This is a genomic window from Streptomyces sp. NPDC055103 (assembly GCF_053607625.1).
On the sequence record NZ_JBSGTX010000059.1, the window covers coordinates 20,796 to 46,214 of the forward strand.

Annotated in this window: 22 protein-coding genes; 11 read left to right on the top strand and 11 right to left on the bottom strand. The window is 72.7% G+C overall.

The window, feature by feature from the left end:
• Positions 1 to 110: 110 nt before the first annotated feature.
• Both ACWFR1_RS30025 and ACWFR1_RS30030 read left to right on the top strand, forming a co-directional pair.
• On the top strand, positions 111 to 2,540 hold the full coding sequence (locus ACWFR1_RS30025; protein ID WP_453556705.1) for a protein kinase domain-containing protein: 2,430 nt from the start codon (positions 111 to 113) through the stop codon (positions 2,538 to 2,540).
• Positions 2,541 to 2,589: 49 nt separating this feature from the next.
• Positions 2,590 to 4,887, top strand: a complete 2,298-nt coding sequence (locus tag ACWFR1_RS30030) for a protein kinase domain-containing protein (RefSeq protein WP_453556707.1) — start codon at positions 2,590 to 2,592, stop codon at positions 4,885 to 4,887.
• A 111-nt stretch (positions 4,888 to 4,998) separates the two neighbouring features.
• Here the strand turns inward: ACWFR1_RS30030 and ACWFR1_RS30035 are convergent, their stop codons facing one another.
• From ACWFR1_RS30035 to ACWFR1_RS30045, 3 genes are all read right to left on the bottom strand, one after another.
• Positions 4,999 to 5,805 (bottom strand): ABC transporter permease, encoded by an 807-nt coding sequence (locus tag ACWFR1_RS30035; RefSeq protein WP_453556709.1) that lies wholly within the window; start codon positions 5,803 to 5,805, stop codon positions 4,999 to 5,001.
• A complete protein-coding gene (locus ACWFR1_RS30040) occupies positions 5,802 to 6,872 on the bottom strand; it encodes an ATP-binding cassette domain-containing protein (RefSeq protein ID WP_453556711.1) in 1,071 nt (356 codons plus the stop codon). The genes ACWFR1_RS30035 and ACWFR1_RS30040 overlap by 4 nt, the downstream gene beginning before the upstream one ends.
• A 94-nt stretch (positions 6,873 to 6,966) precedes the next feature.
• Positions 6,967 to 9,927, bottom strand: a complete 2,961-nt coding sequence (locus tag ACWFR1_RS30045; RefSeq protein WP_453556713.1) for a BTAD domain-containing putative transcriptional regulator — start codon at positions 9,925 to 9,927, stop codon at positions 6,967 to 6,969.
• 229 nt (positions 9,928 to 10,156) lie between these two features.
• On the opposite strand from ACWFR1_RS30045, the gene ACWFR1_RS30050 reads away from it, so the two are divergent.
• Positions 10,157 to 10,702: a helix-turn-helix domain-containing protein gene (locus ACWFR1_RS30050; RefSeq protein WP_453556715.1), complete on the top strand. Its 546-nt coding sequence runs from the start codon at positions 10,157 to 10,159 to the stop codon at positions 10,700 to 10,702.
• Between the two features lie 144 nt (positions 10,703 to 10,846).
• Here ACWFR1_RS30050 and ilvA read toward each other — a convergent pair whose 3' ends face one another.
• Entirely contained in the window at positions 10,847 to 12,076 is a 1,230-nt protein-coding gene (ilvA, locus tag ACWFR1_RS30055; protein ID WP_453556717.1) for a threonine ammonia-lyase, read from the bottom strand.
• Positions 12,077 to 12,224: 148 nt separating this feature from the next.
• Between ilvA and ACWFR1_RS30060 the strand changes: the two genes are divergently transcribed.
• From ACWFR1_RS30060 to ACWFR1_RS30075, 4 genes are all read left to right on the top strand, one after another.
• A complete protein-coding gene (locus ACWFR1_RS30060; protein WP_453556719.1) occupies positions 12,225 to 12,761 on the top strand; it encodes a MarR family winged helix-turn-helix transcriptional regulator in 537 nt (178 codons plus the stop codon).
• Between the two features lie 150 nt (positions 12,762 to 12,911).
• Positions 12,912 to 13,394 (top strand): sigma factor-like helix-turn-helix DNA-binding protein, encoded by a 483-nt coding sequence (locus ACWFR1_RS30065; RefSeq protein WP_453556721.1) that lies wholly within the window; start codon positions 12,912 to 12,914, stop codon positions 13,392 to 13,394.
• Entirely contained in the window at positions 13,391 to 13,642 is a 252-nt protein-coding gene (locus ACWFR1_RS30070) for a hypothetical protein (protein ID WP_453556723.1), read from the top strand. The genes ACWFR1_RS30065 and ACWFR1_RS30070 overlap by 4 nt, the downstream gene beginning before the upstream one ends.
• Positions 13,643 to 13,688: 46 nt before the next feature.
• Positions 13,689 to 13,880 carry a DUF1059 domain-containing protein gene (locus ACWFR1_RS30075; RefSeq protein ID WP_453556725.1) on the top strand — a complete coding sequence of 64 codons (192 nt, stop codon included), beginning with the start codon at positions 13,689 to 13,691 and terminating at the stop codon, positions 13,878 to 13,880.
• Between the two features lie 58 nt (positions 13,881 to 13,938).
• On the opposite strand, the gene ACWFR1_RS30080 is transcribed toward ACWFR1_RS30075, so the two are convergent.
• Positions 13,939 to 15,093: a cystathionine gamma-synthase gene (locus ACWFR1_RS30080; RefSeq protein ID WP_453556727.1), complete on the bottom strand. Its 1,155-nt coding sequence runs from the start codon at positions 15,091 to 15,093 to the stop codon at positions 13,939 to 13,941.
• A 72-nt stretch (positions 15,094 to 15,165) separates the two neighbouring features.
• On the opposite strand from ACWFR1_RS30080, the gene ACWFR1_RS30085 reads away from it, so the two are divergent.
• The 3 genes from ACWFR1_RS30085 to erm all read left to right on the top strand — a co-directional run bounded on the left by ACWFR1_RS30085 (position 15,166) and on the right by erm (position 18,411).
• A complete protein-coding gene (locus tag ACWFR1_RS30085; protein WP_453556729.1) occupies positions 15,166 to 16,275 on the top strand; it encodes a hypothetical protein in 1,110 nt (369 codons plus the stop codon).
• A gap of 180 nt (positions 16,276 to 16,455) precedes the next feature.
• Positions 16,456 to 17,124: a peptide-methionine (S)-S-oxide reductase MsrA gene (msrA, locus tag ACWFR1_RS30090; protein WP_453556731.1), complete on the top strand. Its 669-nt coding sequence runs from the start codon at positions 16,456 to 16,458 to the stop codon at positions 17,122 to 17,124.
• Positions 17,125 to 17,502: 378 nt separating this feature from the next.
• Positions 17,503 to 18,411 carry a 23S ribosomal RNA methyltransferase Erm gene (gene erm / locus ACWFR1_RS30095; protein ID WP_453556733.1) on the top strand — a complete coding sequence of 303 codons (909 nt, stop codon included), beginning with the start codon at positions 17,503 to 17,505 and terminating at the stop codon, positions 18,409 to 18,411.
• 104 nt (positions 18,412 to 18,515) lie between these two features.
• Here erm and ACWFR1_RS30100 read toward each other — a convergent pair whose 3' ends face one another.
• The 4 genes from ACWFR1_RS30100 to ACWFR1_RS30115 all read right to left on the bottom strand — a co-directional run bounded on the left by ACWFR1_RS30100 (position 18,516) and on the right by ACWFR1_RS30115 (position 22,445).
• Positions 18,516 to 19,499 (bottom strand): carbohydrate kinase family protein, encoded by a 984-nt coding sequence (locus ACWFR1_RS30100; protein WP_453556735.1) that lies wholly within the window; start codon positions 19,497 to 19,499, stop codon positions 18,516 to 18,518.
• Position 19,500: 1 nt separating this feature from the next.
• Positions 19,501 to 20,724, bottom strand: a complete 1,224-nt coding sequence (metK, locus tag ACWFR1_RS30105) for a methionine adenosyltransferase (RefSeq protein ID WP_453556737.1) — start codon at positions 20,722 to 20,724, stop codon at positions 19,501 to 19,503.
• 159 nt (positions 20,725 to 20,883) lie between these two features.
• Positions 20,884 to 21,393: a CGNR zinc finger domain-containing protein gene (locus ACWFR1_RS30110; RefSeq protein WP_453556759.1), complete on the bottom strand. Its 510-nt coding sequence runs from the start codon at positions 21,391 to 21,393 to the stop codon at positions 20,884 to 20,886.
• Entirely contained in the window at positions 21,390 to 22,445 is a 1,056-nt protein-coding gene (locus ACWFR1_RS30115; RefSeq protein WP_453556739.1) for an NAD(P)-dependent alcohol dehydrogenase, read from the bottom strand. The genes ACWFR1_RS30110 and ACWFR1_RS30115 overlap by 4 nt, the downstream gene beginning before the upstream one ends.
• 128 nt (positions 22,446 to 22,573) lie before the next feature.
• On the opposite strand from ACWFR1_RS30115, the gene ACWFR1_RS30120 reads away from it, so the two are divergent.
• On the top strand, positions 22,574 to 23,443 hold the full coding sequence (locus tag ACWFR1_RS30120) for a helix-turn-helix domain-containing protein (RefSeq protein ID WP_453556741.1): 870 nt from the start codon (positions 22,574 to 22,576) through the stop codon (positions 23,441 to 23,443).
• A 70-nt stretch (positions 23,444 to 23,513) separates the two neighbouring features.
• Here the strand turns inward: ACWFR1_RS30120 and ACWFR1_RS30125 are convergent, their stop codons facing one another.
• Together ACWFR1_RS30125 and ACWFR1_RS30130 are read right to left on the bottom strand one after the other, a co-directional pair.
• Positions 23,514 to 24,785, bottom strand: coding sequence for a L,D-transpeptidase (locus ACWFR1_RS30125; RefSeq protein ID WP_453556743.1), 1,272 nt, complete (start codon positions 24,783 to 24,785; stop codon positions 23,514 to 23,516).
• Between the two features lie 211 nt (positions 24,786 to 24,996).
• Complete coding sequence (locus ACWFR1_RS30130) at positions 24,997 to 25,359, bottom strand: hypothetical protein (protein ID WP_453556745.1); 363 nt, start codon at positions 25,357 to 25,359, stop codon at positions 24,997 to 24,999.
• Positions 25,360 to 25,419: the final 60 nt, after the last annotated feature.

Here is a 25,419-nt window from a genome sequence, read left to right on the forward strand (position 1 = left end):
TGCCGTCTTCGGCGCGAGCCTGTGCGTGAAGGGCCGGACCCCTCGGGGATCCGGCCCTTCGCCTTGCATGCACATGTAATGATGCCGCTCTGACCGCACGTCACTGGGGGATGGGCGAAGTGCTGGGACCTTTACGCGAGGGCACGCCACGGCAGATCGGACCGTACGAGGTGCTGGCCCGGCTCGGCGCCGGCGGCATGGGTGAGGTCTTCCTCGCCCGGGGGGCGGCCGACGGGGTCTACGTCGCCCTGAAGACCGTGCGGCGGGACGTCGCGGGCGACCCCGCCTTCCGGGACCGGTTCCGGCGCGAGATCCGGGTCGCCGCTCTCGTCTCCAGCCCCTACGCCGCCGCGCCCGTCGGCGGCGACGCCGACGCCGACGTGCCCTGGCTCGCCACCGCGTACGTCCCCGGGCCCAGCCTCTCCCAGGCCGTGCGGCGCGGCGGCCCGCTGCCCGTCGCCACCGTGCGCGCCGTCGGCGCCGACGTCGCCCGCGCCCTCGCCGACCTGCACGGGGCCGGAGTCCTGCACCGGGACCTCAAGCCCGGGAACGTCATGCTCTCCGTCGACGGCCCCCGGCTCATCGACTTCGGCATCGCCCGCAGCAGCACCGCCACCACCATGACGGCGACGGGGATGATGGTCGGCACCCCCGCCTTCATGTCCCCCGAGCACGTGGCCGGCGCGCGGCGGGTGACCACCGCCTCCGACGTCTTCTGCCTCGGCTCGCTCCTCTGTTACGCCGCGACCGGCGAGGACCCCTTCGGCGACGGGCCGCTCGCCGCCGTCCTGTACCGGGTCTCGCAGGCCGAGGCCGACCTGAGCCGGGTGCCGGAGGAGCTGCGCGGGACCGTCGCCGCCTGTCTGGCCCTGGACCCGGCGGACCGGCCCGCGCCGGAGGAGCTCGCGGAACTGCTCGGCGGGGACGCGGGACGGCGCTTCCCGTGGCCGGAGGGCGTACGGGACCACATCGGCGAGTACGGGACGGAGCTCGCCCAGCTCATCGCCTCCGGCGGGCCGCTCCTGGAGGTCCCGGCCACGCCCTCGGGTGATCCCCGGGGACCCGTGGTGACGCCCGAGGTGCCGGGACTGCACTCCGTACCGACGCAGGGGCCGGTCGCGCGGCCCGACGCCCCTCCGCGCCGACGGCGGGGGCGGGTGCTCGCCGCCGTACTGGCGCTCGCGGTCGTGGCCGGAGGCCTCGGGACGTATCTGCTGTGGCCGGAGGGCGAGGCCGAGAAGCCCTCGGCGCCGTCGAAGGCCGCCCCGCCCGCCGGTCCGCGTGTCCCGGGCGTGGACGACCGGGGTCTCGCCGACTCCTCGGGCGTCGTCCCGCAGAACGCGGCCCAGCGGCCGGCCGGCTGGAAGCCGTGGCGGGCGAAGCTGAGCGCGCCGGCGTACGGCTGCTCGGCGGGCGAGAAGGTCCTGGTGTGCCGGATGGTGGACGGACGGTACGAAGCGCTGGACCCGGCGAGCGGGAAGAAGCTGTGGAGCACGGACGCCGGCTCCGACCGCTACCCGCAGGACAGTTACACCAGCGGCTCCGGCGGGGTCTTCATCGCCGGGGGAAGCACCCGGCCCACCGTCCACGACGGGGTCGTGGCCCTCGTCTCCGGCGAGCTGCTCCAGGTGCGCGACGCGCGCACCGGTGCGGTCCGCTGGGAGAAGAAGGCCGCCGGCGACCAGTTCGAGGCCCGTACCCGACCGCTCGTGGGCGACGGCACGGTCTTCGTCTCGGTGGACTCCGGTGACGACGACCTCGCGCGCAGGTTCGCCCTGGAGGCCTACGCCCTCTCCGACGGCCGGCGACTGTGGACGAAGTCGCTCACCAACGCCAGCATCAGCCGGGCCGAGGCACTTTCCTACGAGCCGGTGGCCTACGCCCGGGGAACCGTCTACGCCGTCAGCGACGGAGGGCTCGTCGCCTACGACGGGAAGACGGGCACGCTGCGCGGTCAGGTGGACCACGACGCCAAGACCTGTCTGGAGATCAAGGTCCTGGGCTCGTCGGCGTACTGCGCCGAGGGCCGGATCAACAGCGCCGGCACGATCAGCGTGCATCTCCTCGACGCCGCCACGCTCGCCACCAAGGGCACCCTGCCGGCGCCGCAGGGACTGGGCCCCGGGAAGGGGCGGGGACCGTCCGTCATCAGTGCGAACACCGTCGCCGCCTTCGACGGCGGGCTCAAGCTCTTCGACCCGCGCAGCGGCAGGCAGACCGGCTCGTTCGCGGCGAAGGCGGCGCCCCAGGGGCTCTCCCACTCCTGGTCCTCGCCCCTCCTCGCGGGTGATCGGATCGTGTACGCCGACTACTCCGCCGTCTACTCGGTGCGGCTCGGCCCCGACGGGACCCCCGCCGGGCTGAAGGTCACCCCGGTGCCGGGCGCGCCGGGGCCGCGCGCCGCGGAGGAGGACTACGACCCGCAGTACGGCAACCTCTACGCCAAGCAGATCCGGGAGCCGGAGGTCCTGCCGGTGGGCGGGATCGCGTACGTCGTCTTCGACAAGGGCGTCGTCGCGTCGGTCGAACTCCCCGAGTGATCCCGCGCAGGCGGTAGCACTCACGTGACGTCCTGAGAGGACCTTTTCGGTGCTGGAAGCTCTTCCGTCGGGGCAGCCCCCGCGGTTCGTCGGGCCCTACCGCCTGCTCGCCCGGATCGGTGCGGGCGGCATGGGCGAGGTGCATCTCGCCTGCCGGACCGACGAGCCGACGGCCGATCCGTACCTGATGACCGCCGTGAAGACCGTGCGGGAGGACCTGGAGGTCGACGGGGACTTCCGGACGCGGTTCCGGCGGGAGATCGCGGCGGCGCGGACCGTGGACGGGCCGGGTGTGGCGCGGCTCGTGGACGCCGACGCGGACGCGCCCTCGCCGTGGCTGGCGACGGAGTACGTGCCGGGACCCTCGCTCTCCGAGGCCGTCGTACGGTCGGGGGCGCTGCCCGTCGCGGCCGTACGGGCCCTGGGGGTCTCCCTCGCCACGGCCCTGGCGGCCGTGCACCGGGTGAAGGTGCTGCACCGGGACCTCAAGCCCGCGAACGTCCTGCTCGGCGCGGCGGGGCCGAAGCTGATCGACTTCGGCATCGCCCAGGCCTTCGAGGCGACGGCGCTCACCTCGACCGGTCTGGTGGTCGGCTCGCCCGGGTTCATGTCGCCGGAGCACCTGGTGGGGAGCCGGGCCGTGGTGCCGGCTTCGGACGTGTTCTGCCTGGGGGCGGTGCTCGCGTTCGCGGCGAGCGGCCAAGGGCCTTTCCACGACGAGGAGATGGCCGCGGTCATCTACCGGATCACCCGGGCCGACGCCGAACTGTCCCGGGTCCCGGACGAGTTGCGGCCGGTGGTGGAGCGCTGTCTGCGGCTCGATCCGGCGGAGCGGCCCTCGGCGGTGGAGTTGGCGGAGCTGCTCGGCGGCGGGGACACCCCCGAGGTCTTCCCCTGGCCCGGTGGGGTGCTGTCGCTGCTCGCCTCGTACGGGGAGGCGGCGCGGAGCATCGGGGAGGCGGCGGCCTCGGGTGCGGGCGTGGCGGACCTGCCGACGCTCGGGCCGGTCGTGCCGTACTCCCCCACCGCGATGACGGACCGGCCGGTGGCGCCGGCCACCCCGCCAGGGGAGCCGCGTCGGCGGCGCCGGGGCGCTGTCGTGGCCGGGGCGGTGGCGGTGGCGGTGCTCGCGACGGTGGGTGTCGTGCTGCTCAACCGGGCCGATACGGAAGGGGGTTCGGCCGGCGGGAACGCGGGGGCGCCGCCGAGCACGTCCCCCGGTACGTCGTCGGGAGCTCCGGCGCCGCGGACGCTGAGCCAGGTCGTCCTGCCGTACGGCGGCGAGGGCCACGCCAACGACTTCGGCAAGGCGGGCACGGACCGCGCGTACCGCCCGGCGGAGTGGTCGCCCTGGATCACCGAGGTGGAGCCGGGCAGCGGCACCTGCGCGCTCTCCCCGAAGGTCCTCGTCTGCCCCGGGCCCGGCGGCGCGGCCACCGCGCTGAACGCGGCGGACGGCAAGCAGCTGTGGAAGGTGCCGGGGCGGGGCGAGGGGCAGCGCAGCGGAGCCCAGTATCCGGCGGTCGTCGGCGACACCGCGTACGTGACGGGGCCGGACGGGGTCGTCGCGTACGGGATCCTCGACGGCAAGGAGCGGAAGCGGATCCCGAAGCCTGGGGGCGACTGGGCCGTGAAGGGCACCGACCTCCTTGACGGGGTCCTGTACTCCACGTACGTGGACATGCGCTCCGAGGGGACAGGGCTCGCGACCGCCGTGCGTCTCTCCGACGGCGAGGAGCTGTGGCGGACTCCGCTCGACGCCATTCCGGAGCGCCCGGTCGCGGCGGCCGGGCGGGTGTTCTTCCCGCTCGGCATCGTGCCGGTGGCCCTGGACGCCCGTACGGGCAAGGAGGCGGCACGGGGCACGGAGGCGGAGGCCTGCGGCGAGTTCACCGTCCATGAGAAGAGCGGCAGCGTGCTGTGCTCAGGGGGGCGGGACGACGGCTTGAGCGTCCTCGACCCGGCGACGCTCAAGCTGCGCCGCACCCTGGGCCGCCAGGTCTCGGCCGGGCCCGCCGTGAACGCGGACGGGCTCGTCGCCGTCATCGACGATGACGACCAGGTCGTCACGTACGACCTGGCGAGCGGTCGCGAGAAGTGGCGGGCTTCCGGGCGCTCCGGGCAGCGCGTCTATCTCGCGGGCGACCGAGTCGTGGTCGCGGGCACGGAGGGCATGGCCTCCTATCCGGCCTCGGGGCCTCTCGGCGAGGACGACATCGAGGAGTACCGGCCCAGCCTGCCCGCCGGCTTCGTCACCCCGCAGGTGGCCGGAGACGCGCTGGCCGCCGGAGGGGCGGTGTTCCTCGCCCTCCCCGAAGGCCTCGTCATCTCCGCGTACCTGCCCTGAGCCTCCGCGTAACTGCCTTGGATCTCGGTGTCCTGCCCTGGATCTCGGTGTCCTGCCCTGGATCTCCGCGCACCTGCTGTGAATCTCCGTGTCCTGCCCTGACCGGAGTTGTCAGCCGTCCGCGCGGCGGTACTTGCGGACCGCGAGCGTGCGGAAGATCGCGACGATCAGGACCGAGTAGATCAGCGACGCCCACACCGGGTACTGCATCGGCCAGGCGTCGGACGGGGAGACGCCCGGGTCGCCGAAGAGCGTGCGGCAGGCCTGCACGGTGGCGCTGAAAGGGTTCCACTCGGCGATCGGCTGGAGCCAGGACGGCATCTGGCTGGAGTCCACGAAGGCGTTCGAGATGAACGTGACCGGGAAGAGCCAGATGAGGCCGCCGGACGTCGCCGCCTCCGGCGTACGGACCGAGAGGCCGATGAGGGCGCCGATCCAGGTGAAGGCGTAGCCGAGGAGGAGCAGCAGGGCGAAGCCGCCCATGACCCTGCCGAAGTTGGTCGGCTCCGCGTAGCCCGGGCGCCAGCCGATGATCAGCGCGACGATCGCGAGGACCAGGAGCGTCAGCGCGGTCTGGACGAGGTCGGCGAGGGTGCGGCCGGTGAGGACCGCGCCGCGCGCCATGGGCAGGGAGCGGAAGCGGTCGATGAGGCCCTTGTGCATGTCGTCCGCGATGCCCGCGCCCGCGCCGGCCGTGGCGAAGGTGACGGTCTGCGCGAAGATGCCCGCCATCAGGAAGTTCTTGTAGACGTCCGGATCGGTGCTGCCGCCGATGCTCATGGAGCCGCCGAAGACGTACGTGAAGAGGATCACGAACATCACCGGCTGGATCAGCCCGAACAGGATCATCTCGGGGATCCGGGTCATGCGGATGAGGTTGCGGCGGGCGATGACCAGGGAGTCGTTCACGGTGCTCACGTGGTCGTCTCCTTCATCCGGTCACGGCCGTCTCGCCCGTCACTGCCGTCTCGCCCGTCACTGCCGTCACGGCGCGTCGGTGGGGGCGTACCGCCGCTCTCCTCCTCCGTCAGCGCGGCCGCGTGGCCGGTCAGGGAGATGAAGACGTCGTCGAGGGTGGGGCGGCGCAGGCCGATGTCGTCGATCTCGACGCCGACGGCGTCCAGGTCGCGGATGACCTCGGCGAGCAGCTTGGCGCCGCCGGAGACGGGGACGGTGAGCTTGCGGGTGTGGTCCTCGACGGCGACCTCGCTCTGTCCCCGGCCCGCCATGCCGTAGCGGGCGAGGACGTCGCGGGCGCCCGGGATCATCGCCGGTTCGTGGACGACGACCTCGACGCGCTCGCCGCCCGTCTGGGCCTTGAGCTGGTCGGAGGTGCCGCGCGCGATGACCTTGCCCTGGTCGACGACGCAGATGTCGTGGGCGAGGTGGTCGGCCTCTTCCAGGTACTGGGTGGTGAGGAGCAGGGTCGTACCGCCCGCGACGAGTTCCTTGATGACCTCCCACAGCGCCTGCCGGTTGCGGGGGTCGAGGCCGGTCGTCGGCTCGTCCATGAACATGACCGGCGGGGAGACGACGAGGGCGGCCGCGAGGTCGAGGCGCCGGCGCATGCCGCCGGAGTACGTCTTGGCGGTGCGGTCGGCCGCGTCCGCGAGCCTGAACCGTTCGAGGAGTTCGTCGGCCCGTACCTTCGCCGCCTTCGCCTTCATCTGGTAGAGCTGACCGACCATCTGGAGGTTCTCGCGGCCGGTGAGGTACTCGTCGACCGCGGCGAACTGGCCGGAGAGACCGATCGAGCGGCGGACCTTCTCGGGGTGCTTGAGGACGTCGATCCCGGCGACCACGGCCCGGCCGCTGTCGGGCTGGAGGAGCGTCGTCAACACGCGCACGGTGGTGGTCTTCCCCGCGCCGTTCGGGCCGAGCAGGCCCAGGACAGTGCCCTCCGGTACGTCGAGGTCGACGCCGTCCAGAGCTCGTACGTCACCGAAGGTCTTCACCAGACCTTCGGCGTAGATCGCGCCTGGCATGTGGGTTACCCCCAGGGAGATTCGGGCGTTTCCTACCGATCCTAGGTTTGCCGGACGGGCCTCGCCCAGTGAATATGTGATCCCCGCCACACGATCATGGCGTCGGGCGCGCACACGAGCGGGCCAGACGTCCGCGCAGATCGACGCTCCTGCCCTGGTCGCCGAGGGTCTCCATCCAGCGGAGCGCCTTCCCCCAGCAGACCTCGGCCTCGGCCCGGTCACCGAGGGCGGCGAGGGCGTCCCCGAGCCCCATGAGGGAGACGGCCTCGCTGTGCTGGTCCCCGCCGAGCCGCTGGAGGGCGAGCGCGCGCCGGTACGCCTCGACCGCCTCCGCCGCGCGGCCGGCGCCGCTGAGGACGTCGCCCCGGACCCGCAGGCCGATGGCGAGGCTGACGAGGTCGCGCGTCGCGCGCTGGATCTCCTCCGCCCGGTCGAGCACGGCGAGCGCCTCCTCGTGGCGGCCCAGGTGGGACAGCGCGTCCGCCATGTTGTTCATGGTGGCGCAGCTCTCCGGTTCCCGTACGAGGGATCCCTGGTAGTGCTGGAGCGCGGACGCGTGGTCGCCGAGGTCGGTGAAGCACGTACCGATGTTGTTGAGGACGGCGGAGAGCTCGGCGTCCCTGTCCGGCTCCCCCTCGTGGACACGCAGAGCCCGCCGGAAGTACGTGATCGCCTCGGCGGAGCGGCCCGAATTCTGCACCTGGTTCCCGATGCCGTTCAGCATCCAGGCCTCGGCCCGGTCGTCCCCGGTGGCCGTGGCCGCCGCGAGGCCGACGGTGTGCGTGGCCAGCCAGTCGTCGCTGAGACCGAGCCTGAAGTACGCCCAGAGGGCCGCCGCGAGCTTCCAGGAGTGCGCGTGCAGTCCGGTCTCGTGGGCCAGGGTCACGGCGGCGACCAGCACTTCCCGCTCCCGCTCGCACCAGGCGTACGCCTCGTCGTAGCCGGCGAAGGAGACGGGCCGTCGCGTATCGGGATCGAGGGGTACGCGACGGGCGGCGGGTGCCAGTCGGGCGGTGGCGGCGTCGGCGCCGCGCAGACACCACAGGACGAAACGGTCGACGGCCCGCCTGCGCTCCCGCTCGGGGTCCGTCTCGTCGGCCAGCTCCCTGGCGAGCGCCTGGAGCAGGCAGTGGAACTGGTAGCGGCCGGGCGCGGGCGACTCCAGGAGGTGGGCGTCGACGAGCGCCTCCAGCCAGTCCTCGACGGACAGCTCGTCGCAGTCGAGGAGGGCCGCCGCGGCGGCCGTGCCGAACGCCACGCTCGGCATCAGGCCGAGCAGCCGGAACGCCCGCGCGGGGCCGGTTCGCCCCGCGGACTCCTGGAGGAGGAGCTCGTAGCTCATCTGGAGGGCCGTGCGGACGTGGAGGTCGTCGGCGTACAGCTCCCGCAGGACGCAGCCGTGACTGGTGAGCCGCAGGGCCAGGTCCTGGACCGACCAGGCGGGGCGCGCCGCGAGGCGGGAGCCGGCGAGGCGCAGCGCCAGCGGCATCCCGCCGCAGGCGCGCAACACCTCCGCGGTGGCCGCCGGCTGGGCCGCGACCCGGTCCTCGCCCACGATCGAGGCGAGAAGCCGGTGCGCCGCGTCGTCCGGCAGGGCGCCGAGGTCGATGCGTACGCCGGGGAAGCTGGCCAGCCTGCGGCGGCTGGTCACCAGGACGGCGCTGCCGGCGGCGCCCGGCAGCAGGGGCCGTATCTGGGCCGCGTCGCCCGCGTCGTCCAGGAGGATCAGCATCCGCCGGTCGGCGATCACGCTGCGGAACAGCGCGCTGCGGGACTGGAGCCCGCACGGCACCTCCTCCGAAGCGACGCCGAGCGTGCGCAGCAGCACCCCGAGCGCGGCCTCGGGGGCCATGGGCATCGCCGTCATGCCACCGAGGTCCAGGAAGACCTGACCGTCGGGGAAGCGCTCGCGGATCTGGTGCGCCGCCCGCACCATCAGGGTCGTCTTGCCCATGCCCCCGCCGCCGGAGACCCGGTGGACGAGGACCGTCGCCCCGCCGGGACGGTCGGTCGCCGTCAGCTCTCCGACGATGCGACCCAGCTCGTCCTCCCTGCCGGTGAAGTCGGCCGGCGAGGAGGGGAGTTGATGCGGTACGGGCTGGGTGTCGGCGAGCGGGGGCGTGGAAGGGGACGCGGAGGGGGGCGCGGGCTGCGGCGCGGAGGGGGGCGGCCCCGGCGGCGGGGTCGGTTCCGCGGGGGCCTGCGGGGCGGTGAGCTCGGGGTCGAGCGTCAGGATGCGGCGGTGCAGCTCCACGAGCCCCGGCTCCGGGTCGACGCCCAGTTCGCCGCGGATCGTCCGGCGCGCGGTGTCGTAGGCGAGGAGGGCGTCGGCCGGGCGTCCGCTGCGGTGGAGGGCCAGCATCAGCTGGCCGACGAACGTCTCCCGCAGCGGGTGGGCGGCGACCAGCTCGGCGAGTTCGGCGGCTATGCCCTGGTGACGGCCCAGGTGCAGATCGGCCTCGTAGCGCCACTCCAGGACCTGGAGCCGAGCCTCCTCCAGGCGTCTCACGAACGGTTCCCGTTCGGTGTCGGGCAGGGGGACGTCGGAGAGCGGCGCGCCCCGCCACAGGGCGAGCGCCGAGCCGGTCAGTTCCTCGACCGCCGTCCAGTCCTCGGCCAGGCGGGCGGTCCGCGCCCGGGAGACGTACCGGTCGAAGCGGGTGACGTCCAGCTCGTCGTCCAGGACCCTCAGGCGGAAGCCGGCCGGGGTGACCTGGATCCGGGACTCCGGGACGTCGGTGTCCTGGTCCCCGGCCTCTCGGCCGGAGGCCTCCCGGTCACCGCGGTTCCGGTCACCGCACGGTTCCAGGTCGCGTCGGAGGCGGGCCACGTGGTTGTGGAGCGAGGCGCGCGCGGTGGCCGGAACGGACTCCCCCCAGATCGCGGTCTTCACGGTGTCCCAGGACACCGGCGCGTTGGGGCGCAGCAGGAGCACGGTCAGAAGAGCCCGCGCCTTCGGCGTCCCGACCCGCCGGGGCGTACCCCCGGTGTCCTCCACGACGAACGAACCCAGCAGCCCGAAGCGCACGGCGACCTTCCCCCCAGAGCCGTTCACCAGCCACTGGGGAGGTGATCCGACGGACGCATCGTAGGTCGGGGACGGGCCGTTCGTGAGGGGGTTTCGCATGGTGGGCGGGTCGCCGTCCCTGGGACGCGGGAGGGTACCGGGACGGTGCCTTCCGGCCACCGCTTCCGCCCCCGTTGGTGCTTCGTTGGTGGGCCGTTGGACCCGCGGGCGAGGGTGTGGTCGCCGGCGTGAGGCACGAGTGATCGGGGGATCCGGGATGGCGGCGAACGGTGGCCGGGGATGTGGGGGCTGCGAGGCGGCGCCCTGGGCGGAACTGACGGCCGAGATGCGGCGGATCAAGTGCGTCACGGAGCTCAGCTACGGCAAGCTCGCGCAGCGCACGCACTACAGCCGTTCCTCGTGGGAACGGTTCCTGAACCAGAAGCAGTTACCGACCCGGGTCGCGGTCGAGCAGTTCGCGGCGGCCTCCGGGCAGGACCCCCGGCCGCTCCTGGTCCGCCTTGAGCACTCGCTCGCGCACGAGTCGGCCGCGCGCACGGCCGCCGGGGCGGGCGGGTCGGGCGGGTCGGGCGGGTCGGGCGGGTCGGGCGGGCTCGCCTGGCCGGGCGGGGCGGGCGGGCCGGCCTGGTCGGGCGGCGCGGGCGGGGCTCCGGGGCCCGCCCTGCCCCCCGCGCCGCGCGTCCACCGGCGGCCCGTCCGGCGGGCGGGCGTCCGGCCCCTCGGCCTGGTCGTGGCGGGCGCCCTGCTCGGCGGTGTGGCGACCGAGCTCGCCCGGGCGGCCCTGCCTCACCGGCCGCGCTGAGGGGGAGGCGCCACGGGGCGCGGGGCACGGCGCCACCGGGCGCGGGGCAAAGGGAAGCAGGCGCCACCGGGCGCGGGGCAAAGGGAAGCAGGCGCCACCCGGCGCGGGGCAAAGGGAAGCAGGCGCCACCCGGCGCCCGTCGGGTCAGCCGAGGATCGTGTAGCCCGCGTCCCGCAGCGCCTCCTCGACCTCCCGGCAGTGCTCCGGGCCCTTCGTCTCCAGGTGCAGCTCGACCTCCGCCTCCGTGAGGCCCAGGCGCGGATCCGTCCGCACATGGCTCACGTCGAGGACGTTCGCGTCGACCACCGTGAGGACCGCGAGCAGCGTCGCGAGCGCCCCCGGGCGGTCCGTCACCCGCAGCCGCAGGCTCAGATAGCGGCCCCCGGCGGCCATGCCGTGCCGCAGGATCCGCTGGAGGAGCAGCGGGTCGACGTTCCCGCCCGACAGGATCGCGACCACGGGCCCCTGGAAGGCCCTCGGATCGGCGAGGAGGGCCGCCACCGGGCTCGCGCCGGCCGGTTCCACCAGCAGTTTGGCCCGCTCCAGGCAGAGCAGCAGCGCCGAGGACAGCTCATCCTCGGAGACGGTACGGACCTCGTCCACGTACTCCCGGACCAGAGCGAACGGCACGTCGCCAGGCCGCCCCACCTTGATCCCGTCCGCCATCGTCGCCGGCGACTCGATCACCACGGGATGCCCGGCCGCCAGCGAGGGCGGATAGGCCGCCGCGCCCTCCGCCTGCACGCCGATCACCTTCACGTCGGGGCGCAGCGACTTCACCGCGAGCCCCACGCCGGCCGCGAGACCGCCGCCGCCGATGCCCACGACGATCGTCCGGACCTCCGGGCACTGCTCCAGGATCTCCAGGCCGACCGTGCCCTGGCCCGCGATGATGTCGGGGTGGTCGAAGGGGTGGATGAAGACCGCGCCCGTCTCCCGGGCGTACTCCTCCGCCGCCGCCAGCGTCTCGTCCACGACATGGCCGTGCAGCCTGACCTCGGCGCCGTACTCCCGGGTCGCCGCGACCTTCGGCAGCGGGGCGCCGACCGGCATGAAGACCGTCGCGTGCACGCCGAGCAGCTTCGAGGCGAGCGCGACACCCTGCGCGTGGTTGCCCGCCGAGGCGGCGACGACCCCGGCGGCCCGCTCCTCGGGCCGCAGCCCGGCGATCCGTACGTACGCCCCGCGCAGCTTGAAGGAGCCGGTCCGCTGGAGGTTCTCACATTTGAGCTGGACAGGAGCCCCCACCAGCGACGACAGGTGCCGACTGCCCTCCATCGCGGTCACCCGGGCCACCCCTGACAGCATCTTCTGCGCCCCGCGCACGTCGTCCAGCATCAGGTGGTGCAAGGGGTCTCGCGTACGGAAGCTCATGACAGCAAGTCTCGCAGCTCACCGCCCTCGTGGCCGCTCGGCGAACGGGTGCCGAACCCGGTTTGCGCAGCCCCGGTACGGACCCCGTTTCGTACGCGTACTCTGTCCCCCACCAACCGACCACCCCGCACGAGAGAGACCCACAGCCATGCCCACATCTCAGGACATGACGACTGAGCTCGACCCCGGTCTCCTCGACGCCCTCCAGCACCAGGTGGCCGTCTTCGCCCGCCGGGCCGAGCAGACCCGCCTCGGCGGCACGGGGCAGCTCCGCAACTCCATGGACCGCGCCGCGTACCTCCTCCTCAACCGGCTTGACCAGGAAGGGCCGATGGGCGTCAAGGCGCTCGCGGAGGGCATGGGGATCGACTCGTCCACGGTCACGCGGCAGGTCGCCCCGCTCGTCGACACCGGCCTGGTCAAGCGGACCTCGCACCCGGAGGACGGGCGCGCCGTCGTGCTCCAGCTGTCGCCGCGCGGCCTCGCCCGTCTGGAGGAGGTCCGCTCCTCGCGCCGCCAGCTGATGGTGGAGGTGACGGACGGCTGGACGCAGGCCGAGCGCGAGTCGTTCTGCACGCTGCTCACGCGCTTCAACACCGCCCTGTCCGTACGGCAGTCGGCGCACACGGGCCACCCGGCACCCCCGTCCGGGGGGACGGCCCCGGAGTCCGCACCGGCCTCCTGAGCCGAGAGCCCTGAGCCGAGAGCCGAGAGCCCTGAGCCGAGAGCCTTGAGCCGAGGCCCTTGCGCGGAGGCTGTCGAGCGAAGACTCTCGGGCCGAGGCTCTCGCGCCGGGACTCTTGACCCCGGACGCCCGCTGCCCTCCTATGAGGGAGTGCGCGAGCATCGGTTCGGACCTGGTGGCGAACAGGCCCACCGCACCCGGGAGTTCGAGGCGTTCGTGGCCGGGGCGGCGGGGCGGCTGCTGCATACCGCGACGCTGCTCACCGCCGAGTCCCGCACCGCCAACCCCCACGCCAGGGCGCTGCTGAGCGCCGCTCTCGCCCATACGTACGCGGTGTGGGCGCGGCTGCGCGACGACGATCCGTACGACCTCGCGCGCCGTGATCTCGCCGCCCGTTTCGCCCGCACCGCGTGGCGGCACCACGGCGGGCAGGGCCCGCTGGCCGCGCTCGGCCCGCAGGAGCGGCTCGTCGTCGTCCTGCGGCTGTACGAGGGAGTGGCCGAGGAGCAGGTCGCGGCCCTCCTCGGGCTCTCCGAGGCGCGTGTCCGCGCCGTCTGCGCGCGCTCGGTCGCCTCGCTCCGGGCGGCGGCGCGCGACACGGGCACCCCCCACGGGCGGGGGATCGCCACGTGACCCGGCACGAGGACAAGGAGGCGGCGGTCCGGCGGATGCTGGACACCCCGCACCCACCGGTGCCCGCGGACCTCGTCGTACGGGCCGTGGAGCGCGGGGCGCGGCGGGCCCGTCGGGAGCGGGTGGCGCGCCGGGTGCTGTGGGGCCTGTTCGTCGTCGCCGCGGTCGTGTTCGTGGTGTGGGCGTCGGTGGAACGGCCGTGGGAGGTCCCGCCGGCGAAGACGACGCCACCGCTCGAAGGGTGGTGACGCGAGGCCGGGCCTAGCCTGGAGGAGGGGCCTACTGGAGGTCGTCATGGCCAGGAAAGCAACGGACTGCCGGGACGCCCCGAGCGTCTCCGGCTGCTCGCTCTATATCTCGGGCGAGGAGGAGGAAGTCCTTCGCGCCGCCACCGAGCACGCCGTCTCCGTGCACGAGCACACGGACACGCCCGAGCTCCGCGAGGAGATCCGGGCCCATCTGAAGGACCCGGTGCCCGGGAGCTGAGTGACGGAGGGCCCGGGCCCCGGGTGACCGGGCCCCGGGCCCTCCGTACCGGTGTCGGTCAGCCGAGGGCCTGGCGGAGGTCCGCCAGGAGGTCCTCGACGTTCTCGATGCCCACCGAGACGCGGACGAGGTCCGCCGGGACCTCAAGGGCGGAGCCGGCGACGCTCGCGTGCGTCATGCGGCCCGGGTGCTCGATGAGGGACTCGACGCCGCCCAGCGACTCACCGAGGGTGAAGAGCTTCGCGCGGTTGCAGACCTCGACCGCCGCCTCCTCGCCGCCCTGGACGCGGAAGGAGATCATGCCGCCGAAGGAGCGCATCTGCTTGGCCGCGACCTCGTGACCGGGGTGCTCGGGCAGGCCCGGGTAGAGGACCTGGGTGACCTTCGGGTGCTGGGTCAGCATCTCGACGATCTTCGTCGCGTTCTCGCTGTGGCGGTCCATGCGCACGGCGAGGGTCTTGATGCCGCGCAGCACGATCCACGAGTCGAAGGGACCGGCGACCGCGCCCATCGCGTTCTGGTGGTACGCGAGCTCCTCGCCGAGCGCCTCGTCGGCCGTCACGAGGGCGCCGCCGACGACGTCCGAGTGACCGCCCATGTACTTGGTGAGCGAGTGCACGACGACGTCCGCGCCGAGCGCCAGCGGCTGCTGGAGGTAGGGCGAGGCGAAGGTGTTGTCGACGACGAGCTTCACGCCGGTCTGGCGGGCGACGCCGGCGACGGCCTCGATGTCGGTGATGCCGAGGAGCGGGTTCGACGGGGTCTCGACCCAGATCAGCTTCGTCCGGTCGTTGACGGCGTCCCGCACCGAGTCGATGTCGGAGGTGTCCGCCACCGAGAAGTCCACGCCCCAGCGCTGCACGACCTTCGCGAACAGCCGGAACGTGCCGCCGTACGCGTCGTTCGGGATGACCACGTGGTCGCCGGGCGCGAGGAGCGTGCGGAGCAGGCAGTCCTCGGCGGCGAGACCGGAGGCGAAGGCGAGACCGCGCCGGCCGCCCTCCAGGGCCGCCAGGTTCTCCTCCAGGGCGGTACGGGTCGGGTTCGCGCTGCGGCTGTACTCGTATCCGCCGCGCAGCCCGCCCACGCCGTCCTGCTTGTAGGTGGACACCTGGTAGATGGGCGGGACGACCGCGCCGGTCAGCGGGTCGGCGGTGTTGCCCGCGTGGATCGCGCGGGTCTCGAAGCTCTGGTGGGAGTGCTGGTCGCTCATGAGTCAGGAGCGTAGTGCCGGACGCTCCCCGGCGCCTCGATCGTCTCACCGGGTGTCCTGGAGAATGGACGCATGGAGATTCTCTTGATCCTGATCTCGCTGGGGCTGCTGGTCGCCTTCCTCAGCCGCTACGTGCTGGGCCGCCGGGGCGGCGGCGGGATCCGGCAGGTCGCCCCCGGCGCGCCGGACGCGGCGGACCCGGAGGCGTACGGCTTCGCACGGCAGGAGGAGCAGGACGTACGGCTCCCCGGCGCCGACGACGACCTCCTCCACGTCCTCGACGTCGTCCAGGCCACGCAGGACTGGCGGGCGGCCTCGCGGCTGCTCGCCGAGACCGGCAAGGACGGCGAGGTGCGCTGGCAGCGCGTCCAGGCCTTCGCGGGCGCCGCCTCCCTGGAGCTCCAGGAGCGGCCCGGCGTCGGCGGGGCGTGGCTGCGGGCCTGGCGGGCGGACGCGCCGAAGGACGCGGGCGGCGCGGCGGTGCACGCCGAGTTCCTGGTGCAGCAGGCGTGGCGCTCCTCGGCGGCCGGGACCGACGACTTCCGGATCATTCTGGAGGAGGCGCTGAAGGTCACCGAGGAGGCGGCGCTGCTCGCGCCCGGCGACCCCGTCCCGTACATCACGCAGCTGGCCGTGGCGCGCGGCCTCGGCTACAGCCACGAGCAGTTCGACCAGGTGTGGGCGAAGGTCATCGACCGGGCGCCGCAGCACATGGGGGCGCATCTGGCGGCCCTGCACTACTGGTGCGAGAAGTGGCACGGTTCGCGCGAGGAGGCCGACCACTTCGCGACGACGGCCGCGGCGCGCGCCCCGCGCGGCTCGCTGCTCGCCGCGCTGCCGCTGTTCGCGGTGTACGAGCACGTGCCGGACGTGGTGCTCGTGCAGGACTTCTTCCGTACGGCCGTGGTGAGCAAGGCGACGGAGGGCGCGCTGTACGCGGTCCACTCGGCGCGGCCCGACGACCCGATGCTCGCGCACGTCCGGCACCTGCTCGTCTGGTTCCTGGTGCGCGGCGAGCGCTGGGCGGAGGCCATGCACCAGCTCGTGCACGTCGACGGGCACGTGGGCGCGGTGCCGTGGACGCTGAGCGGGGACCCGGCGGCGGAGTACACGATCTTCCGGAACCTGGCGGTGGCGGGGTACGAGGCGAACGGCGGGAGCCCGGTGACGCTGCCGCGCTGAGGCGGGCGGCGACGGGCGTCGGCAGGGGGCCGGCCGGTGACGGCCGGGGGGCCCGAGGAGGCCGGGCCGACGGGCCCGAGGAGGGCCGGGCCGACGGGCCCGAGGAGGGCCGGGCCGGGGGGGAATCCCTTCCGGCCCTCCCTTGTTCTACGACTGCCGACCGTCGAGGAGAGATGCAGCATGTTCCTGTCCCGCACCCCCGTCCTCCCCACCCCCGAGCAGGCCCTGCGCGGCCGGCCCGAGCCGGAGTTCTCCGTCCCGGATCGCCACACGGTCCTCGGCAACGCGCTCCTCGGCCCCTACCCCGAGGGCCTGGAGGTCGCCGACTTCGCCCTGGGTTGTTTCTGGGGCGCCGAGCGCAAGTTCTGGCAGACCGAGGGCGTCTGGACGACCCTCGTCGGCTACCAGGGCGGCATCACGCCGAACCCGGTGTACGAGGAGGTGTGCTCCGGTCTGACCGGGCACACCGAGGTCGTCCGGGTCGTCTTCGACCCGTCGAAGGTCTCGTACGAGTCCCTCCTGAAGCTCTTCTGGGAGTCCCACGACCCGACCCAGGGCTTCCGCCAGGGCAACGACGTGGGCACCCAGTACCGCTCGGCGATCTACACCCACACCGCGGACCAGGCCGCGAAGGCCGAGGCGTCCCGCGAGGCGTACCAGAAGGTCCTGGCCGGCTCCGGCTACGGCCAGATCACCACGCACGTCCTGCCCGCGGACGAGGAGCGTCCGTTCTATCCGGCGGAGGCGTACCACCAGCAGTACTTGGACAAGAACCCGGCGGGCTACTGCGGCATCGGCGGCACCGGTGTCTCCTGCCCGATCGGCGTCGCCCCGGCGCCGGGGGTGTGACCTCGCGCCCGACGCCTCCGCCGGGAACGGCGGGGGCGCCGGGGTGTGTCGGGCGCCGTCGGGTGGGGTGTGTCGGGGCGCCGTCGGGGGGTGTATCGGGGCGTGTTTCGGTCCCCCGGAAATCCTCAACCGGGCCGGATTCCGGCGGTGTTAGGGTGATGGCATGCAGTTCTGTCACGCTCAGGCCCGTTACATGAGGCTGCGCCGCGCCTAGCGGCGGGCCCCTCTTCACGCGTCTCGCATCTCCGCGCGTTCCTGTCTTCGCACTCCTGCGTCGGTACGCGCGCTCGCGCGTTCGTTCAGGCCCTCCGCTTCCGGGTCCCGCCGGTGCGGCTCCTCGTGCTGCCCCGGCTCCGAACGGTTCCGCGGAGCACACTCATGCCTTCTTCCCCGCTTTCCCCGCACTCCCCGTTTTCCTCGCATGCCCCGACTTCCCCGTCTTCACCACAGGGCGGCCGGCACGAGCTCGGCCAGAACTTCCTCGTCGACCGGTCCGTGATCGACGAGATGGACGGCCTGGTGGCCAGGACCAGGGGTCCGATACTGGAGATCGGTGCCGGTGACGGCGCCCTGACCCTCCCGCTGAGCAGGCACGGCAGGCCGGTCACCGCCGTCGAGCTCGACGGCCGGCGGGCGCGGCGGCTCGATGCCCGTACCCCCGGTCATGTGACCGTGGTGCACCACGACTTCCTGCGCTACCCGCTGCCGCGCGCCCCGCACGTGATCGTCGGCAACGTCCCCTTCCATCTGACGACGGCGATCATGCGGCGGCTGCTCGACGACCGGCACTGGCACACCGCCGTCCTCCTCGTCCAGTGGGAGGTGGCCCGGCGCAGGGCCGGCGTCGGCGGGGCGACCCTGCTGACGGCCGGCTGGGCGCCCTGGTACGCGTTCGACCTGCACTCCCGGGTACCCGCGCGCGCCTTCCGCCCGATGCCGGGGGTGGACGGGGGAATCCTGGTCATCCGGCGGCGGTCCGCACCGCTCGTCGACCAGGTGACGACGTACCAGCACTTCGTACGGCAGGTGTTCACCGGCAAGGGGAACGGGCTGAGGGAGATCCTGCGGCGCACCGGACGGATCTCGCAGTGGGAACTGGCGGCGTGGCTGCGGAACAACGAGATCTCGCCGCACGCGCTGCCGAAGGACCTCAAACCCGGCCACTGGGCGTCGCTGTGGGAGCTGACCCGCGGCACGGCCGACGGCGGGCGCGGCCGGGGGCCGGCCGACCGGAGCTCCACCGGGACCGAGCCGGGGTGGGGCAGGGGGCGGCGGCGGAGGTCCTGACCCGCGGCCGGTCCGCATCCGACGCCCGGCCGGCCAGCCGCCGGCCGCTCGCCCGCCCGGCTGCCAGCCCGCGCTTGGCGCCCCGCAGGGCGCCAAGCGCTTCCTCACACGGCTCGGCCGAAGAGGGCGGGGGCGATCACCGCGGTCTCCGGGCCGTACGCGGCGACGAGCCGCTCGTGGAGCCCCTCCTCGGTGACCGCGTACGTCTGCGGACCGACGGACTCCAGGGCGAAGGTGGCCATGGCGGCACCGGCACGGGCCGCGTCGACGACCTCCAGGCCGGCGGACAGCGCCGCCAGGAAGCCCGCGCGGAACGCGTCGCCGCCGCCGGTGGGGTCCACGGCGTCCGTCGCGGGCACGGCCGCGCTCTCGATCCCGGGCCGGCCGGCCGTGTCGATGCGGCAGCCCTTGGGGCCGAGCGTGGTGACCCAGGTGCCGACGCGGGCGAGCACCTCCGCCTCGGTCCAGCCGGTCTTGCTGAGGAGCAGCGCCCGCTCGTACGCGTTCGTGAACAGCAGCTCGGCTCCGTCGACGAGCTCCCGGACGCTGTCGCCCTCCAGCCGGGCGAGCTGCTGCGAGGGGTCGGCGGCGCGGCGGACGCCCAGCTCGCGGCAGACCCGCGTGTGGCGCACCATCGCTTCCGGGTCGTCCGCGCCGACGAGGACGAGGTCGGGCCCGCCGGGGCGCCGGACCGTCTCGGCGAGGTCGATGTCGCGGGCCTCGGCCATCGCGCCCGCGTAGAACGAGGCGAGCTGGTTGCCGTCCTCGTCGGTGGTGCACATGAAGCGGGCGGTGTGGTGCCGCTCCGACACCCGTACGGCGTCGGTGTCGACGCCCGCGGCGCGGAGCAGCTCCCCGTACCCGTCGAAGTCCTTGCCGACGGCGCCGACGAGAACGGGGCGGCGGCCGAGCAGGCCGAGGCCGTACGCGATGTTGGCGGCGACGCCGCCGTGCCGGATGTCCAGCGTGTCGACGAGGAAGGACAGGGACATGTGGGTGAGCTGGTCGGGCAGGATCTGCTCGGTGAAGCGGCCCGGGAAGGTCATCAGGTGGTCGGTGGCGATCGACCCGGTGACGGCTATGCGCATGTCAGAGACCCGCGGCCTTCTTGAGGGCGTCCACGCGGTCCGTACGCTCCCACGTGAAGTCGGGCAGCTCGCGGCCGAAGTGGCCGTAGGCGGCGGTCTGCGCGTAGATCGGGCGGAGCAGGTCGAGGTCGCGGATGATCGCGGCCGGGCGGAGGTCGAAGACCTCGCCGACGGCGTTCTCGATCTTCTCCGTGTCGACCGTGTGCGTGCCGAAGGTCTCGACGAACAGACCGACCGGCTCGGCCTTGCCGATCGCGTACGCGACCTGCACCTCGCAGCGCGAGGCGAGACCGGCCGCGACGACGTTCTTCGCGACCCAGCGCATCGCGTACGCCGCCGAACGGTCCACCTTCGACGGGTCCTTGCCCGAGAAGGCACCACCGCCGTGGCGGGCCATGCCGCCGTACGTGTCGATGATGATCTTCCGGCCGGTCAGGCCGGCGTCGCCCATCGGGCCGCCGATCTCGAAGCGCCCGGTCGGGTTCACCAGCAGGCGGTAGCCCTCGGTGTCGAGCTTGATGCCGTCCTCGACGAGCTGCGCGAGGACGTGCTCCACGACGAACTCGCGGATGTCGGGGGCGAGCAGCGACTCCAGGTCGATGTCGGAGGCGTGCTGCGAGGACACGACCACCGTGTCCAGGCGGACCGCACGATCGCCGTCGTACTCGATGGTGACCTGCGTCTTGCCGTCGGGACGCAGATACGGGACGGTCCCGTTCTTGCGGACCTCCGTCAGCCGGCGCGAGAGACGGTGCGCGAGGTGGATCGGCAGCGGCATCAACTCCGGCGTCTCGTCGGAGGCGTAACCGAACATCAGGCCCTGGTCGCCGGCGCCCTGCCGGTCCAGCTCGTCCTCCTCGCCCCTCCCCGAGGCACCCTCCACCCGCTTCTCGTACGCGGTGTCCACGCCCTGCGCGATGTCCGGGGACTGCGACCCGATGGACACCGACACACCGCACGAAGCGCCGTCGAAGCCCTTCTTCGAGGAGTCGTACCCGATCTCCAGGATCCGGCCCCGCACCAGCGCGGGAATGTCCACCCACGCCTTCGTGGTCACCTCACCGGCGACATGCACCAGACCCGTGGTGATCAGCGTCTCGACCGCGACACGCGAGGTGGGGTCCTCCCGCAGCAACGCGTCGAGGATGGTGTCGCTGATCTGGTCAGCGATCTTGTCCGGGTGACCCTCGGTCACGGACTCCGAGGTGAACAGACGACGGGACACAACGCTCCCTGGGTTGCAGCGGCTGCTGACTACTCATGACAGGCCGGAAGCGACCGGCCGGCGGACGGTCGGACCGGATCACATTGAAACCGGCCCGCTCCGGACACCGCCAGAGACTCTGCCCCCAGAAGCGACCCGTAAATCTCCCTGGCTCAGCCCCTACTGGTGACCTCCGCCACCCCCGCCACAGGTCGCCGGCGAGCACCAGCGGCGGCGGCCCGTAGCGTCCAGGAAGAGCCGGCCGCAGTCCTCGCTCGGGCAGACCCGGAGTGTGAGGCGGCGGGGGTCGGCGAGGAGGTCGACGGCCGCACGGGCGGTGGCGAGGAGCGGATGGTCCAGGCCCGTCGAGGGCGGAGGCGCCAGTGCGCGAGCCCGTCCTCGCCGAGGTCGAGGACGGCCGACCGGGCGGCGGTCTCGGCGGTGGCGGCGACCGCGCGGAGGCGCAGGTCGGCCGGGTCGGTGAGACAGCGGTAGAGGGCGCCCCGGAAGGTCCTGGCCCGGGCGAGGGCCGTAGGCGTTGCAGGCGGTCGTCGAACTCCGCCCAGACCGCTCCCAGTTCTGGTACGTGACCGGTCCCCGGAGTGCCGGAGCGCCCGATCGGCTCTCCGGCTCTCCGGCTCTCCGGCTCTCCGGCTCTCCGGCGCTCCGGCGCTCCCGCGGGGATGTCAGATCGTCGAGGTGTCGATCACGAAGCGGTACCGGACGTCGCTCGCGACGACCCGCTCGTACGCCTCGTTGATCCGCTCCGCGGCGATCACCTCGATCTCGGCGCCCAGACCGTGCTCGGCGCAGAAGTCGAGCATCTCCTGCGTCTCGGCGATGCCGCCGATCATCGACCCGGCGAGGGTCTTGCGGCCGCCGATGAGGGAGAAGAGGTTGAGCGCGACGGGCTCCTCGGGCGCGCCGACGTTGACCAGGGCGCCGTCCGTCTTCACCAGGCTCAGGTAGGCGCCGAAGTCCAGCGGCGCGGAGACGGTGGAGATGATCAGGTCGAAGGTGCCGGCGAGCTTCGTGAAGGTCTCCGGGTCGCTCGTGGCGTAGTAGTGGTCGGCGCCCAGCTTGAGGCCGTCCTCCTGCTTCTTCAGCGACTGGCTGAGCACGGTCACCTCGGCGCCGAGCGCGTGGGCGATCTTGACGCCCATGTGGCCGAGGCCGCCGAGGCCGACGATCGCGACCTTCTTGCCGGGGCCGGCCTGCCAGTGGGCGAGCGGCGAGTAGAGGGTGATGCCGGCGCAGAGCAGCGGCGCGGCCTCGTCGAGGGCGATGCCCTCGGGGATGCGCAGGGTGTAGTTCTCGTCGACGACGATGTGCGTGGAGTAGCCGCCGTAGGTCGGCTCACCGTTCTTGTCGAGCGCGTTGTACGTGCCGGTCATGCCGGTGCCCGAGCAGTACTGCTCCAGGCCCTGCTCGCAGTACTCGCACTCGCGGCAGGAGTCGACGAAGCAGCCGACACCGACCCGGTCGCCGACCTGGAACTTCGTCACGCCGGGGCCGACCTCGGCGACGATGCCGGCGATCTCGTGACCGGGGACCATCGGGAAGATGCCCTCGCCCCAGCCGTTCCGCGCCTGGTGGATGTCGGAGTGGCAGATGCCGGCGTACTTGATGTCGATGAGGACGTCGTGCTCGCCGACGGGGCGGCGCGGCACGGTGGTGCGCTCCAGGGGCGCGTTGGCGGCGGGGGCGGCGTAGGCGGGGACGGTGGTCACGTTCGTGGTCATGCCTCAAGGCTGCCGGAGTCCGGCGGGCGTACCCAGGCCTCTGTTCTGCCTACGTCCAGTGTGCCTACCACTGGCAGGGACAGGAACGCGCGTCCGTCCGGTCGTACGACCTGGGATAATCGGGACGCATGGATCTCAGTGCCGAACTCAGCGAATTCCTGCGCTCGCGCCGGGCCCGGCTGAAGCCGGAGGACGTGGGCCTGCCGGAGTTCGGGCGGCATCGCCGCGTACCGGGGCTGCGCCGGGAGGAGCTGGCGCAGCTGGCCGGGGTGTCCGTGGCGTACTACACCCGGCTCGAACAGGGCAACGGGCGCAACGTGTCCATGGAGGTCCTGGACGCCATCGCGCGGGCCCTGCGGCTGAGCGACTCCGAGCGGTCGCACCTGACGCATCTCGCCAAGCCGACGGCGAAGAAGAAGCAGCATCGGGCGGCGATCGCCCGCCCCCAGCTGGTGCGGCCCGGGCTGCGGCATCTGCTGGACTCGATGGACGGCGTCCCGGCCTTCGTCGTCGGCCGGCGCCTCGACCTCCTCGCCTGGAACCGGATGGCGCGGGCGTTGCTCGGCGACTTCACGGCGATGGACCCGGACGAGCGCAACATGGCGCGGATGATCTTCCTCGGGGAGAACGCGCGCGACCTCTACCTGGACTGGGAGTGCAAGGCGACCGAGGTCGTGAGCGTGCTGCGGCTGTACGCGGGGTGCCACCCGGACGATCCGGCGCTCCTCGCGCTGGTGGGCGAGCTGTCGGTGAAGAGCGACGAGTTCCGCTCGCTGTGGGCGGCGCACACGGTGGCGGACAAGGGGCACGGGACGAAGCGGCTGCGGCATCCGCTGGTGGGCGAGATGACGCTGTCGTACGAGAGCATGCAGGTGGCCGGCGGGGACCCGGACCTGGTGCTCGTGACGTACCAGGCGGAGCCGGGGACGCCGTCGGCGGACGCGCTGCGGCTGCTCGCGCAGTGGGGTGTGGACGAGCCGGTGGACATCCGGAAGTAGTCCCGGCACACGGGGGCGCACGGGAAAGGCCCCCGAGCCCAAGAACGGGAGGGGGCCTTCACGCGCGCTGTCAGGCCTCCGAGCCGGCCTTCCAGTCGGCCCAGCTCAGGTTCCAGCCGTTGAGGCCGTTGTCGGGGGCGATCGTCTTGTCCTTGGAGTTCTGGACGATCACGACGTCACCGACGATCGAGTTGTCGTAGAGCCAGGCGGCCTGCTGGTTCGGGTCGCCGGCGCCCTTGACGTCGTTGAGGCCCACGCAGCCGTGGCTGGTGTTGGCGGAGCCGAAGATCGAGTCCGGGCCCCAGTAGTTGCCGTGGATGAACGTGCCCGAGGTGGACAGGCGCATCGCGTGCGGCACGTCCTTGATGTCGTACTCGCCCTTGCCGTCGTCGTCCGTGAAGCCGACGGTGGCGCCGTTCATCCGGGTCTCCTTGAACTTCTCGGAGATCACCATCTGACCGTTGTAGGTCGGGTTGTCCGGGGAGCCGGCGGAGATCGGGATGGTCTTGATCGTCTTGCCGTCCTGGGTGACCGTCATGGTCTTGGTGGCGACGTCGACGGTGGAGACCTGGTTGCGGCCGATCTTGAAGGTGACGGTCTTCTGCTGGACGCCGAAGACGCCGTCGGCGCCCTCGACGCCGTCGAGGTCCAGCTTCAGCGTGACGGTCGAGCCCTCGGTCCAGTACTTCTGGGGGCGGAAGTCGATGCGCTGGGAGTTGAACCAGTGCCCGACGACCTCCTGGCCGCTGCTGGAGGTGACGGTGATGCCGCCCTGGACGGCCGCCTTGTCGGTGATCGCCTTGTTGAAGTTGATCGAGACGGGCATGCCGACGCCGACGGTCGAGCCGTCCTCGGGGGTGAAGTTGCCGATGAAGCTGTTGGCCTTCGAGACCGTCGTGAACGACGAGTTCTCGTGGGCCTCCAGGCCGTCCGCGTCCGTGGCGGTGGCGGCGATCTTGTAGACCGTGGCCCGCTCGAGCTGCTCGCTCGGCTTCCAGCTCAGTCCGTCGGCCGCTATCTCGCCCTTGACCTCGGTGCCCTCGGCCGACGTCATGGTGACGTCGGTGAGCTTGCCCTCGGTGACGCTGACCTTGGTGCCGTTGTTGATGGACGCGTTCTGCGAGCCGGTCTTGGGCGCGATGGTGATCTGCGCCTTCGACGTCTTGGCCGCTTCCGCCGCCTCGTCGACCTGGGACTGCGACGGTGGCGTCGGGGTACCGGAGGCGCTGCCACCCTGGTCGCCGTCGTTGCACGCCGAGAGCACCAACACGCCGCCGAGCACCGCGGCCGCGACCGTCAGGCTCTTGCGGCGCTTGCCGTCCGTCATCACACGCATCTCCATCGTCGCCGAGTCCTGCCCACGCTTGTTGCGCTGATTGTCTACATACCCATGACACCCCGTCCGGTTCCGGAACCGGACGGTTTGTGGGGAACACCACTGATCGACACGCATGGGTGACGCGTACGGTTCCCGGAGCACGCGAAAGGTCCCGGAACGCCGTCCCGGGACCTGTGATCAGGGCGTTGCCCGGCCCTCTGGCCGGCCCTCGCCCCTATGCCCGCGCGTCGTCGCCCTCGAAGTCCTCCGCGTCTTCCTCTTCGTCCCCATCTTCCTCTCCGAGGTCCCACTCCAGGGCATCGGGGTCGTACACGACCTCCTCCGTGCTCCAGGAGGCCTGGACCATCTCGATGCCGGGGACGTCGCGGATCAGGTCGAAGGGCTCGACCAGGTAGGCGAGGGCCTCGGCGCTGTCCTCGCGGGCGGCGGCGCGGGCCTGGACGCGCTCCTCCTCCGGCATGAACTCGTCACTGTCGATCCGGCCCTCGGCGGCCTCGGTCAGCTCGGCGGGACCGTCGATCTCCAGGACGACATCGACCCGAAGGCGTACATAGCGCGCTGTCTCGGAAGTACTCATGTGTCGGAGCGTAGGGTCACCGGGCTCCCGGCTTTCCCGCGACCCGCTGTGTTCATTAGC